Source organism: Chryseobacterium sp. (assembly GCF_019236175.1).
In the GTDB taxonomy this organism is placed as follows: domain Bacteria; phylum Bacteroidota; class Bacteroidia; order Flavobacteriales; family Weeksellaceae; genus Chryseobacterium.
Genome location: NZ_JAFAJM010000015.1, coordinates 181,391 through 194,158 on the forward strand (window position 1 = coordinate 181,391; position 12,768 = coordinate 194,158).

12 protein-coding genes are annotated in these 12,768 nt (G+C 38.0%); 11 read left to right on the plus strand and 1 reads right to left on the minus strand.

What is annotated here, in order from left to right; all coding sequences use genetic code 11:
• Positions 1–5 precede the first annotated feature (5 nt).
• The 11 genes from JO178_RS13855 (at position 6) to pdeM (ending at position 10,909) form a co-directional block, all read left to right on the plus strand.
• A complete protein-coding gene (locus JO178_RS13855; protein WP_291936888.1) occupies positions 6–2,447 on the plus strand; it encodes a ligase-associated DNA damage response DEXH box helicase in 2,442 nt (813 codons plus the stop codon).
• 233 nt (positions 2,448–2,680) lie between these two features.
• Positions 2,681–2,851, plus strand: a complete 171-nt coding sequence (locus JO178_RS13860) for a hypothetical protein (protein WP_291936892.1) — start codon at positions 2,681–2,683, stop codon at positions 2,849–2,851.
• Positions 2,848–3,444 carry a superoxide dismutase gene (locus tag JO178_RS13865; protein ID WP_291936896.1) on the plus strand — a complete coding sequence of 199 codons (597 nt, stop codon included), beginning with the start codon at positions 2,848–2,850 and terminating at the stop codon, positions 3,442–3,444. Before JO178_RS13860 ends, JO178_RS13865 begins: the two co-directional genes overlap by 4 nt.
• A 1-nt stretch (position 3,445) precedes the next feature.
• Positions 3,446–3,910, plus strand: a complete 465-nt coding sequence (locus tag JO178_RS13870) for a tetratricopeptide repeat protein (RefSeq protein ID WP_291936898.1) — start codon at positions 3,446–3,448, stop codon at positions 3,908–3,910.
• 29 nt (positions 3,911–3,939) lie between these two features.
• On the plus strand, positions 3,940–4,542 hold the full coding sequence (locus JO178_RS13875) for a peroxiredoxin (protein ID WP_291936902.1): 603 nt from the start codon (positions 3,940–3,942) through the stop codon (positions 4,540–4,542).
• Positions 4,535–5,974, plus strand: coding sequence for a leucyl aminopeptidase (locus JO178_RS13880; protein WP_291936905.1), 1,440 nt, complete (start codon positions 4,535–4,537; stop codon positions 5,972–5,974). Before JO178_RS13875 ends, JO178_RS13880 begins: the two co-directional genes overlap by 8 nt.
• Positions 5,967–6,938, plus strand: a complete 972-nt coding sequence (locus JO178_RS13885; RefSeq protein ID WP_291936908.1) for a ribonucleoside-diphosphate reductase small subunit — start codon at positions 5,967–5,969, stop codon at positions 6,936–6,938. The genes JO178_RS13880 and JO178_RS13885 overlap by 8 nt, the downstream gene beginning before the upstream one ends.
• Positions 6,939–6,971: 33 nt before the next feature.
• Positions 6,972–9,311: a ribonucleoside-diphosphate reductase subunit alpha gene (locus JO178_RS13890; RefSeq protein WP_291936911.1), complete on the plus strand. Its 2,340-nt coding sequence runs from the start codon at positions 6,972–6,974 to the stop codon at positions 9,309–9,311.
• 17 nt (positions 9,312–9,328) lie between these two features.
• Positions 9,329–9,919 carry a 2,3-bisphosphoglycerate-dependent phosphoglycerate mutase gene (locus JO178_RS13895; protein ID WP_291936914.1) on the plus strand — a complete coding sequence of 197 codons (591 nt, stop codon included), beginning with the start codon at positions 9,329–9,331 and terminating at the stop codon, positions 9,917–9,919.
• Between the two features lies 1 nt (position 9,920).
• Positions 9,921–10,214 carry a hypothetical protein gene (locus JO178_RS13900; protein ID WP_291936918.1) on the plus strand — a complete coding sequence of 98 codons (294 nt, stop codon included), beginning with the start codon at positions 9,921–9,923 and terminating at the stop codon, positions 10,212–10,214.
• A 50-nt stretch (positions 10,215–10,264) separates the two neighbouring features.
• Positions 10,265–10,909, plus strand: a complete 645-nt coding sequence (gene pdeM, locus JO178_RS13905; protein ID WP_291936920.1) for a ligase-associated DNA damage response endonuclease PdeM — start codon at positions 10,265–10,267, stop codon at positions 10,907–10,909.
• Between the two features lie 462 nt (positions 10,910–11,371).
• On the opposite strand, the gene JO178_RS13910 is transcribed toward pdeM, so the two are convergent.
• A complete protein-coding gene (locus JO178_RS13910) occupies positions 11,372–12,595 on the minus strand; it encodes an MFS transporter (protein ID WP_291936923.1) in 1,224 nt (407 codons plus the stop codon).
• Between the last annotated feature and the right edge of the window lie 173 nt (positions 12,596–12,768).

The window sequence follows — 12,768 nt, forward strand, 5'->3', positions numbered from 1 at the left end:
AATAATTGGCAGCTTTTGAACATAGCGACGGATTCAGAATCATTCAGCAATGGATGACAGATAAAGAAATGTCTCCTTTTAAATTTCAGATTGAAACATGGAAGAAGTTTGGAACCGGCTATAGCGGAATGGTTATAGCTCCCACAGGTTTCGGGAAAACATTCTCTGTTTTTCTGGCTTTAATTTCAGATTTTCTTAATCATCCCGAACAGTATAAAAAAGGACTGAAAATGATCTGGATCACCCCGCTCCGTTCACTGTCTAAAGATATTGCCAAAGCCATGCAGGAGGCTATTGATGAAATAGGCCTCGACTGGACCGTTGGAGTCAGAAATGGAGATACAGATCCTAAAGTAAGGCAACAACAGGTTAAAAAGATGCCTGAAATTCTGGTAGTAACCCCCGAAAGTCTTCATCTGCTTCTGGCACAAAAAAATCACCAAACTTTTTTTCATGATATGAAATGCACTGTTGTAGATGAATGGCATGAATTATTAGGTTCAAAACGTGGTGTGATGATAGAATTGGGAATTTCACAATTGAGAAAGTATGTTCCCAAAATGAAAATCTGGGGGATTACAGCCACCATTGGCAATCTGAATGAAGCTATGGATGTTCTTATTCCCTATGATATAAAAAAGACAAAAGTTACGGCCAAAGAACATAAAAAAATAGATATTATTCCGGTCTTTCCTGATGAAATCGAAATTTTACCCTGGGCAGGACATCTTGGAAATAAATTAGCAGATAAAGTGGTTCCTATTATTCTCGGTTCAAAATCTACCATTGTTTTCACCAATACCCGAAGTCAGAGTGAAATGTGGTACCAGCTGCTTCTCGATGCATATCCGGATTTTGCAGGTCAGATTGCGATCCACCACAGTTCTATTGACGCTCATCTGCGAATCTGGATTGAAGAGAATCTGAGTTCCGGAAAGTTGAAAGCTGTTGTTTCTACTTCATCTTTAGATTTAGGAATTGATTTTAAACCGGTAGATACCGTCATTCAAATCGGCTCAGCAAAAGGTGTGGCCAGGTTTCTACAACGGGCAGGCCGTAGCGGACACTCTCCTTTTGAAACTTCAAAAATATTTTGTGTCCCTACCCATTCTTTAGAATTGATTGAAGTTTCCGCACTAAAAGAAGCGGTAAAGCAAAAAGTGGTCGAACCCCGCGAACCTCAGGTTTTATGTTTCGATGTACTCGTTCAGTTTCTGATGACTCTGGCTGTCGGAGACGGCTTTTATCCTGATGAAACCTATGAAAGAATAAAAAAGGTATATGCTTTTCAGGAAATCCTAGATGAAGAATGGAAAAGCATTCTTGAGTTTCTGACTATAGGTGGAAGTGTTTTAAAAAACTATGAGGAATTCCATAAAATCGTGATTATGGAAGATGGTTTGTATAAAGTGACCTCCAGGAAAATTGCCATGCTGCACCGAATGAATATGGGAGTGATTGTAAGCGATGCCATGCTGAAAGTCAAATTTATTTCCGGTGGATATGTCGGAATGATTGAGGAATATTTTATTTCAAAATTAAAAAAAGAGGAAAAATTTATCCTTGCCGGACGTACCCTGGAAGTCGTTATGATCAAGGATATGACAGTGTATGTGAGAGCGGCAAAAGGTAAAGCACTTGTGCCAAGTTATCTGGGCGGAAGGCTACCTTTGAGTTCAAATCTGGGGCATTTTTTACGGGAAAAACTGTCACATGCCTTACAGCCAAAGGCCTCTGAAAAGGAGCTGAAATTTTTACATCCTCTATTAATCAATCAGGAAGAAAACTCTCATATTCCGAAAGAGAATGAATTTCTGGTAGAAATGATCAGAAACCGGGAAGGCTATCATTTATTTATGTATCCTTTTGAAGGACGGCTGGTTCATGAAGTGATGGCCGCTTTAATGGCCTACCGTATCTCAAAACTTGCTCCGATTTCATTCTCTATGGCTATGAATGATTATGGATTTGAATTATTCAGTGACAAGGAAATTCCTCTCAATGAGGAAAATTTACATCAGATCTTAACCAGAGATAATCTGATGACAGATGTGATCGCAAGTATTAATTCTGCAGAAATGGCCAAAAGAAAATTCCGTGATATAGCAGTCATCTCAGGAATGGTGATTCAAAATTACGCAGGGAAACAGCGATCCAATAAATCCTTACAGAGTTCTGCCGGTCTTATTTTTAAAGTACTGGAAGATTACGATTCAAACCACTTTCTCATTAAGCAGGCGTATACTGAAGTTTTCAACGTACAGCTTCAGGAACAGCGGCTTGTAGAAGCCTTTAAAAGAATTGAGAAATCCGAAATTATTTTAAAACATTCTTACACCTTTACACCTTTAAGTTTTCCCATAAAAGTTGACAGCCTTAGGCAAACTCTATCCAGTGAAGGGCTGGACGCAAGAATACAACGGATGCTAAAACAAATTAAAAAATAATAAAATCCTGTTCATTTTGACGCTATTTTCAACCAAAAATAAATCACTTATAAAAAGCTGATTTCAAGCTGTTTATTTCGGTAAAAACACACATCCGCTTCTCTTTTTTCTTAGATGCATTTTTTAGTCCCATAGTAAAATTTATTGGAAAATAAATGTTAAAATAATTTTGTTAGACTAATCTAACTTATTAATTTTGTCTATCTAACTTTTATAATAGAAAAATTACTCCTATGGATTATGTTATAGAATTATTGGAAAAAAACAGAAAGTTTTTAGAACGAAATATTCGTCAGGCTAATCTGATGAAAGCAGACACCAATACCGCCCTACTGGAACTCAATAAAGTTGGTGAGCTAAGAAAAGCAATTAAAATTTTAAAATTAAAAAATAGAAAACAATGACAATTACACAAACCCTACCGGAGCTTCCTTACAGCACAAATGCTCTAAAACCAATTATTACAGAAGAAACTTTTGATTATCATTACGGCAAACATCATGCAGCCTATGTGAATAATCTTACTGCATTGATAAAAGATACTCCTTTGGAAGAAGCTACCGTTGAGCAGATTATCCAAAAGGGATTTGAGGAAAACAATACCGGGTTATTCAATAATGCAGCCCAACACTGGAACCACAGCTTCTTTTGGAACTGTATGTCTCCCGATGGAGGAAAGGCTCCTACAGGAAAAATAGCAACGCTTATGAACAGAGATTTTGGCAGCTTTGAAAACTTTAAAGAAGAATTTTCTTCAACAGCAGTCAGGCTTTTCGGATGTGGATGGGCCTGGCTTGCCCAAAATGAAAATGGAATCCTTGAAATTATTCCAATGAAAGATGCCCACACTCCTCTTACTTTAGGTAAAAAACCAATTCTGACTCTGGATGTATGGGAGCATGCTTATTATATTGATTATCGTAATGCCCGGCCAAAATTTGTAGAGGGCTTCTGGGAAATCGTGAACTGGAATTTTGCTAACGAAAATTTAAAATAACATGAGCGATACCTGTATGAACCATATTGAAAATCATTGGAAGGCACTTACTATTTCAACCAATGATTATTTTAACAAAGGAAACTTTGAAAAAGCTCTGGCCGGTTATAAAGATGCTTTCTACAGGGCTGAAATACTCAACAGCCACATTCCGGACTGTACCCGTCTCAATATCCCTTTTGTTCAGGTTTACATTATTTCCTGTAATAATCTGGCCAATACATATGAAGAGCTCGGAAAGAATGAAGAAGCAGAAAACATGCTGAAACGCGTGATATATTATCTCTTACATCTTGCAGGAAATAGCATCCTGAATACAGATCAGATCCAGCCGGAGCTCAAAAAAGCAGCCGTAACTTATATTCATTTTACAGAAAAGAAGAATAAGGGCAAAGTGAAGCAGGAAAAGCTATTCACTCTATTGAAAGAACAATTGCTGGAGAAAAAAAACATTAGTATAAATTAAGAACAATGTGTAATTCCATAAAAAAATTAATGGCATCACAAGAACCAACACTGATGCAGAAAGGTCCGCTAACTCTTGGGGACCACCTACCCGATTTTCATAAAAAAGCAGTGATATCATCCGGACAGAAAATGGGAATCACCGAGATTAAGCATACTTACGCCGGAGAACAGGGAAAATGGCTGGTTTTATTCTGGTGGCCAAAAGACTTTACTTTTGTCTGCCCTACTGAGATTATAGAATTTGGCAAACACACCACAGCATTTTCCCAACGAAATGCTCTTATCATCGGAGCCTCTACCGATTCTGAATATGTTCATCTTGCATGGCGAAAGAACCATCCGGGATTAGCTGATCTCTCCTTTCCAATGCTTGCCGATACTTCAAAATCTTTAGCTGAAGAAATGGGAATATTGGATCACGAAGAAAAAGTGGCCAACAGAGCTACTTTTATTATAGATCCTAAAGGCTGTATTCAATGGTTAAGCCTTTACCCTATGAATATCGGAAGAAATGTACAGGAAGTCTTACGCGTTTTAGATGCCTTGCAGACAGAAGAACTTACAGCATGTGGCTGGACTACAGGAGAACGAACTTTAACCGCCAAATTAAAAGAAGAAAATCTTGGATAATTACCTCAATATACAACCTATACTTTACAAAAGCCCAACTGAAATACAGGAAATTATTGTCCCAATTATTCTTATTACTCAAAAAGGGCAATTTGAACAATCGGCATTTCCAAAAGCTTTGGAAAAACCTGTCAACCATGCTTTTTTGAAAAATAAAGCTGAAGTTTTTACCATAGCAGACCATCAATACCGCTTTTTAGCAATAATTCCGGAACATGAAGCGGAATGCTTACGGAATACAGGGGCTTTAGTTTATAAAGCTTTGCAACAGAAACAGGTTTCAGGCGCTAATATAGAAGGACTCAATCTCTTATCTGAAGAACACCGATTGGCTTTTCTGGAAGGAATGTTCTTAAGCAGCTATTGTTTTCATAAACATAAAACAAAGGCTGAAACGAATAAGATATCCATCCATATTAATAGTAATGATATTCCTGAAGAAAAATACAACGAACTGATTTCACTTGTAGATGCTGTGAGCATTACTAAAAACCTGGTGAATGAACCTCTCAATTATATGGATGCTTTAGTATTTACTGAAACAGCGGGCCTCCTTTCAGAAGAATTTGGATTTGAGGCAGAAGTATTCCATAAAAAGAAAATAGAAGATCTGAAAATGGGTGGCTTACTGGCCGTAAACAGAGGTTCTGAAATACCACCAACATTCAATATATTCAGGCATCAGCCGGATAATGCAGTCAATAAAAAACCAATGATTCTGATAGGAAAAGGGGTAATGTTTGATACAGGAGGATATTCCCTGAAAGTAGGCGGAACAATGTCAGGGATGAAAGATGATATGGCCGGAGGCGCTGCCGTATTAGGGACCATATGTGCTATCAGTGCCAATAAACTTCCTTATTATGTCATAGGTTTAGTCCCTGCCACAGATAATAAAATCGCTCCCGATGCATTGGTGGTAGATGATATTATTACGATGATGGACGGCACAACCGTTGAAGTACAGAATACTGATGCAGAGGGACGTTTAGTATTAGCTGATGCTCTTACTTATGCAACTAATTTTGATCCTGAGCTGGTTATCGATATTGCAACCCTTACCGGAGCATCAGCAGCAATCACCGGTTCTTTGGGAATTGCAATGACAGGAAATGATCCGTCATCAATGAACAAACTGACACAATCCGGAGAGTATGTATATGAACGTCTGTTTCAGCTTCCCTTTTGGAAAGAATACGGAGATATGCTCCAATCCGACATTGCCGATTTAAAAAATGTAGCAGGCCCTGTTGGAGGAGCAAGCACAGCAGCTAAATTTCTGGAACACTTCACCCATTATCCATGGATCCATCTGGATATTGCGGGAGCGGCCTTTATAAAAGAAACAAGAGGTTATCAGCAAACTGGTGCCACAGCGGTTTGCGTCCGCTTATTATACCATTTTATTAAAAACAAATGCATTCATGACTGAACCTATACTACAGGAAAATAAAGACAGATTTGTCATATTCCCTATCAGACATCATGATATATGGGAATTTTATAAGAAAGCTGAAGCCAGTTTCTGGACAACAGAAGAAGTGGATCTCTCACCGGATATGCACGACTGGCAGAATAAACTGAGTAAGGATGAACGTTATTTTATTGCTCATATTCTCGCTTTTTTTGCAGCCAGTGATGGTATCGTTAATGAAAATCTATCCGTTAACTTTATTCAGGAAGTGCAATATCCGGAAGCCCGGTGTTTTTACGGTTTTCAAATTATGATAGAAAACATTCATTCCGAAATGTACTCTCTGTTGATTGATACTTACATTAAAGACGCTAAAGAAAAAGATCATTTACTGAGAGCGATTGAAACCATTCCATGTGTTCAGAAAAAAGCAGAATGGGCTTTAAGATGGATGGACAGTGAAAGCTATGCAGAACGTCTGATTGCGTTTGCAGCTGTAGAAGGTATATTTTTTTCCGGCAGCTTCTGCTCTATTTTCTGGTTAAAAAAACGGGGACTGATGCCGGGGCTTGCTTTCTCCAATGAACTGATAAGCCGTGATGAAGGTCTTCATGCTGATTTTGCCTGCCTTTTGTATACTCAACATCTTGAAAACAGATTGCAGGAAAAAATTGTCAGGAAAATCATTGCAGATGCAGTGACCATAGAAAAAGAATTTGTCACAGATGCTCTTCCGGTAAGGCTTATCGGCATGAATGCAGATCTCATGTGCCAATATATTGAATTTGTTGCAGACCGCCTTTTGCTTGCTTTAGGGTATTCCAAAATATGGAATGCTTCCAATCCCTTCGATTTTATGGAATTAATATCCTTACAGGGAAAAACCAATTTCTTTGAGCGTCGTGTCGGAGAATATCAAAAGACAGGAGTAGCACAACATTCCAAAGAAAACAATAAGTTTTCTTTAGATGAAGACTTTTAAAAAAATTACCATCAACTTATCACCATTATAATTATGCATGTAATAAAAAGAAACGGAAAAAAAGAAGCCGTACATTTTGATAAAATTACCGCTCGTATTCATAAACTGATTTATGGACTGGCTGTTACCGAAAATGACGTCATAGAAATTACCAAAAAGGTCATTCAGGGAATTTATGATCAGGTGACCACCACAGAACTGGATAATCTTGCCGCTGAAACGGCAGCAGCCTGTACGACTATCCATCCGGATTTTGCAGTACTCGCTGCCAGAATTGCTGTAAGTAACCTTCATAAAAATACTTTAAAATCTTTTTCCAAAACGGCAATATTACTGCATGATTATATTGATCCGGCTACCGGAGAACATGCTCCGTTGATATCCGGTGAAATTTTAGACATTATTCTTAAAAATACCGATCAAATCGATAGCAGTATTATTTATGACCGGGATTATAATTTTGATTATTTCGGATTTAAAACGCTTGAACGATCCTATTTGATTCGTACTCAGGGAAAAGTTACAGAACGTCCTCAACACCTTTTTATGAGAGTAGCCCTCGGTATCCATAAAGAAGACATCAAAGCAGCTATTGAAACCTATAACCTTATGAGTGAAAAATGGTTTATTCATGCTACACCTACCCTTTTTAATGCCGGAACTCCCAAGCCACAGATGTCCTCCTGCTTTTTATTAAGCATGACTGAAGACAGCATCAGCGGAATATTTGATACCCTTAAAAGATGTGCTCTTATTTCTCAAGCCGCCGGAGGAATCGGATTAAGCATTCATAATGTAAGATCAACAGGAAGTTACATCAAAGGAACAGGCGGGATTTCTAACGGAATTTTACCGATGCTCCGGGTGTATAACGATACGGCCCGATACGTAGATCAGGGTGGTGGAAAGCGGAAAGGAGCTATTGCCATTTATCTGGAACCATGGCATGCTGATATTTTTGATTTTCTGGATATCCGTAAAAATCACGGTAAGGAAGAAATGCGGGCCAGAGATTTATTTCCTGCATTATGGATTCCCGATTTATTCATGAAGCGCGTAGAAGAAAATACAATATGGTCACTATTTGATCCCAATGAAGCACCCGGGTTATTTGAAACGTACGGAAATAATTTTAATACATTATATCTTCATTATGAACAAGAGGGTAAATTTCAAAAACAAATAAAAGCCCGCGAATTATGGAACGCGATTCTGGAAGCACAAATTGAAACAGGCACTCCTTTTATGTGTTATAAAGATGCTGCCAACGAAAAATCTAATCAGAAAAATTTAGGAACAATCCGAAGCTCTAATCTTTGTACTGAAATCATGGAATATACCAGCGCTGAAGAAGTAGCCGTTTGTAATCTTGCTTCTTTAGCTTTACCAAGATATGTGAATGAGAACGGCTTTGATTTTCAAAAGCTCTATGAAGTCACTCAGATTGTCACCCGAAACCTTAATAAAGTAATTGACACTAACTACTATCCTGTTCCTGAAACAAAAGTATCTAACCTCAAACACAGACCTATCGGTTTGGGTGTACAGGGTTTGGCAGATGTTTTCCTGCAATTGAGATTACCTTTCGAAAGTGAGGAAGCCAGACAGCTTAACAAGGATATTTTTGAAACGGTTTATTTTGCCGCTATGGAAGCGTCCATGCAATTAGCAAAAGAATACGGAACATATGAAAGCTTTCAGGGTTCCCCGCTGTCCGAAGGCCGATTTCAATTTGATTTATGGAACGTAATCCCTTCTGATCGTTGGAACTGGGAAATACTCCGTCAACAAGTCATGCAATATGGTGTCCGGAACTCTCTTTTGGTTGCACCCATGCCCACAGCTTCTACTTCGCAGATTTTAGGCAATAATGAGTGCTTTGAACCTTACACGAGCAATGTTTACAACAGACGGGTATTATCCGGAGAATTTGTAGTGGTGAACAAATTTTTACTCAAAGATCTAACGGATTTAGGCCTCTGGAATAATACCATGAAAAATAAGCTCATTGCAGAAAACGGATCTGTACAGAACATTGCCCAAATTCCGGCTCCCTTGAAAGAACTGTATAAAACCGTTTGGGAGATCAGACAAAAAACAATTATTGATATGGCCGCTGATCGTGGTGCTTTTATCTGTCAGTCACAATCTCTTAATTTATTTATGGCCCAACCGAATATGGCTAAGCTCACTTCGATGCATTTTCATGCGTGGAAAAGCGGATTAAAGACAGGAATGTACTATCTTCGTACTAAAGCTGCTGCAGATGCTATTCAATTTACGGTAGAAAAAACAGAAAGTGGACAGCAAAATTATGAAGATATTTCCTGTTCCCTGGATCATCCTGAAGAATGCATCTCTTGCGGAAGCTAAACACAAATAAACAGAATATGACAAAACTATTCCTGGTCCGTCACGGACAATCACAATGGAATCTTGAAAACAGATTTACCGGTTGGAAAGATATTGATTTAACAGATCTTGGGCGAGAAGAAGCCCGAAATGCAGGGATTTCTTTACGGGGTGAACAAATCGATATTGCTTTTACGTCTACTCTTATCAGAGCACAACACACCCTGGATATTATCCTGGAACAAATCGGAGAACCCAATATTCCGGTTATTAAAGATAAAGCATTGAATGAACGCTCTTACGGTGATCTGGAAGGATTAAATAAAGCTGAAACCGCCAAACAATACGGGGACGAACAGGTCCATATATGGCGCAGGTCTTATGATGTGGCTCCTCCCGGAGGAGAAAGTCTTAAAGATACTTATGACAGAGTGATTCCTTATTTTGAAGAAAAGATAAATCCTTTATTGAAGGATGGTGAGAATATATTAATCGTTGCTCACGGCAACAGCCTCCGGGCACTGGTAATGTATCTCGAACATCTTTCTCCTGAAGAAATTCTTCAAAAAGAAATAGCCACCGGAGATCCCTTGATTTATACTTATGAAAGACAATTTAAGAGGCTTTAAAATGGAAACTAATCAACCGCTATTACTTATTGTTGACAAACTAGATATTCCTGTAGAACAGAATGATACAGAAGAAAAATTATTTTCTGTCATATCTGAATATCTGGAACATATCATCCAAACAGATTTTAATAAACTCCTAAGCATTTTATATAGAATTGATGTGCCGGAAGAGAAAGTTCGCAAAGCTTTGGCAAACAATAAGAACCAGTCTTCCGGCAGGGTAATTGCCGCTTTACTCATCGAAAGAGAGCAGGAAAAAATAAAAACAAGGGCATTATATAGGACTACATAAAACATATTGTAAACACCCACCTTTAACCTTTAAATTCATAATTCGTCATCGTGTTTATAGCCACCAAAACTATTTCCATTCAAAATGAGACTTTTACTTTAACCAATCAGCGTGCTGCATTCTGGGAAAAAGAAAAAGCGCTGATTCTCTCTGATCTTCATATTGGAAAAACTGCCCATTTCCGTAAAAACGGAATTGCTCTGGCCAATCATATTATGAAGAGTGATATGGAGCGTTTATCTGCTTTAATTGAATATTTTCAGCCGGATAAATTTATTGTGGTGGGTGATCTGCTCCATGCAGGAGATAATTCGGATGTTGATGAGTTTTGCAGGTGGAGGAATCAGTATCCTGAGATTCAGTTTTATCTTATTGAGGGAAATCATGACCGATTGTCAGAATCTTTAGAAAAAAAATTGTGTTTAAACTTTAAAGCGCCTTCATTGGAAGTTCGCAGCTTTACTTTTATCCATGATTTTGAAAAAACAAAACCCGGATTTCAGATTACCGGACATATTCACCCGGGGATTATTTTACATTCCGCCGTGAAAAGTATCAGACTTCCCTGTTTTGTTCTTAGTCCTTATCAATTACTACTCCCTGCTTTTAGTGAATTTACAGGCCTTGATACTAAAAACCTTCCTGAGAAAAGTACGTTTTTTGTATTTACGGATTCGGAGATTTATGAGATTTAAATATTTTTTTAATCCTTATTTCGTTCAGACGTTTAAACAACTTCAGGCAAGTATTCATCAGGAAATGTATATTTTATTTTTAAACGCAGAGATTAAAGAATATCTATAGTGCAAAAAAGGCAGATAAGCCCGCTTTGATAAGCCATACGCTTCCTCGGATCAACAATGTTGATTAACCTCTTTGTTTTCTGGAAATAAGAAATTATATATTAAAACTTTGCATTTATATTAAATAAATAAGGGCAGACCATCGATCTGCCCTTACTATTAAAACCTATCCCTCAGTATCCTTACTTCATATATTTACTTAAAACTAAGATTTTGGCTTTACAATATTTTTGTTTGGAAATATAATTACCGGGCAGTAATGACCACTCCGTCAACAATTCTTTGAATTTTTGCCACCCCCACAAGAGAAGGGAATTTTTACAGATCCAATTTTGATTTTCGGATAAGTTGTACTTAGTTTGTTTTTTTACTTAAACGAATACTATAGATCGTAATCAACACCGTAATGACCAGGAATAAAGCCCCAATCCACGGGGTACTTCCCAATCCCAGGGATGATGTTACAATCATTCCTCCGGCATAAGATCCGATGGCAATCCCGATATTAAAAGCGGCAATATTAATTCCCGATGCTACATCTTCTGTTCCCGGAAGTTCTTTTTCCGCAATTTGTACGACCAGAAGCTGAAGCCCCGGAACGGTAGCAAAAGAAAGTGCCCCTAAAAAGAAAAGCGTAATGATACTTAGCACCGGACTGCTTACCGTAAAATAAAAGACTAATAAAACTAAGCCTTGCGCAGCAAACATCCATAGAAGAGCTTTTAAAGGATTTTTATTCGCAACTTTCCCGCCAATCAGATTTCCCAGCGCAATAGCAATTCCATAAATAAGGAGAATAAAAGTTACCGTAGATTCCTGAAATCCTGTGATTTTCTGTAAAATAGGTGACAGATAAGTAAAAACAACAAATGTTCCGCCATATCCCATTGCAGTCATCAAAAAAGCAAAGATTAAACGTTTGTTTCCCAATACCTTAAACTGGCTTTTCAGCGATGTCGTTTTTCCGTTTTTCAGATTATTAGGAACCAATAACATACTCGCTATTAATCCGACAATCCCAAGAATTGACACTCCTATAAAGGTAGCCCGCCATCCAAAATGCTGTCCTATAAAAGTTCCTAACGGAACTCCAGTAACAATAGCCAGCGTAAGCCCTGCAAACATGATAGAAATGGCTGTTGCTCTTTTCTCTTCCGGAACCAGTGATGCTGCGATCGTGGAACCAATAGAAAAATAGACTCCATGAGCAAACCCTGTTAGAATTCTGGCCAGAACAAGGGTGATAAAACCGGGTGCGATAGAAGCTAATCCATTTCCGATAACAAATAACAGCATAATGAAAACTAAAAGCATTTTACGGGGAACCTTTCCGGTTAATGCCGTTAATATCGGGGCTCCAATCGCAACACCTATAGCGTAAAGACTTACCAGTAAACCTGCTGAAGGAATCGTAATCCCCAGATCTGAAGCCACTGTTGGCAGGAGACCTACAATCACAAATTCTGTAGTCCCAATTCCGAAAGCACTTATTGTCAGTGCCCATAATGCCGCAGGAAGACCTTTGCTTTTAACGCTCTGTGCAGCGGTATTGATTTGTATTTCTTTTTGAAAATTCATTGTCTTGTAATTTTGTTGATATTGACAAGACAAATTTCCGACGAAAAAATGTATTATAAAAATTATTTAAATTATGTAAAACTATCAGAATAATAATAAACAAATAACGCACTCAAATTGTATAAAGTACTTCAGGATTCAAAGAAAATACAAAATGCCAAGAATACACGCTT

Bases quoted from the DNA above. Each gene is read 5' to 3' on its own strand.
- JO178_RS13865 (WP_291936896.1), top strand. From the start codon at position 2,848: ATGACAATTACACAAACCCTACCGGAGCTTCCTTACAGCACAAATGCT.
- JO178_RS13895 (WP_291936914.1), top strand. From the start codon at position 9,329: ATGACAAAACTATTCCTGGTCCGTCACGGACAATCACAATGGAATCTT.
- JO178_RS13860 (WP_291936892.1), top strand. From the start codon at position 2,681: ATGGATTATGTTATAGAATTATTGGAAAAAAACAGAAAGTTTTTAGAA.
- JO178_RS13885 (WP_291936908.1), top strand. From the start codon at position 5,967: ATGACTGAACCTATACTACAGGAAAATAAAGACAGATTTGTCATATTC.
- JO178_RS13900 (WP_291936918.1), top strand. From the start codon at position 9,921: ATGGAAACTAATCAACCGCTATTACTTATTGTTGACAAACTAGATATT.
- JO178_RS13890 (WP_291936911.1), top strand. From the start codon at position 6,972: ATGCATGTAATAAAAAGAAACGGAAAAAAAGAAGCCGTACATTTTGAT.
- JO178_RS13875 (WP_291936902.1), top strand. From the start codon at position 3,940: ATGGCATCACAAGAACCAACACTGATGCAGAAAGGTCCGCTAACTCTT.
- JO178_RS13910 (WP_291936923.1), bottom strand. From the start codon at position 12,595: ATGAATTTTCAAAAAGAAATACAAATCAATACCGCTGCACAGAGCGTT.
- JO178_RS13870 (WP_291936898.1), top strand. From the start codon at position 3,446: ATGAGCGATACCTGTATGAACCATATTGAAAATCATTGGAAGGCACTT.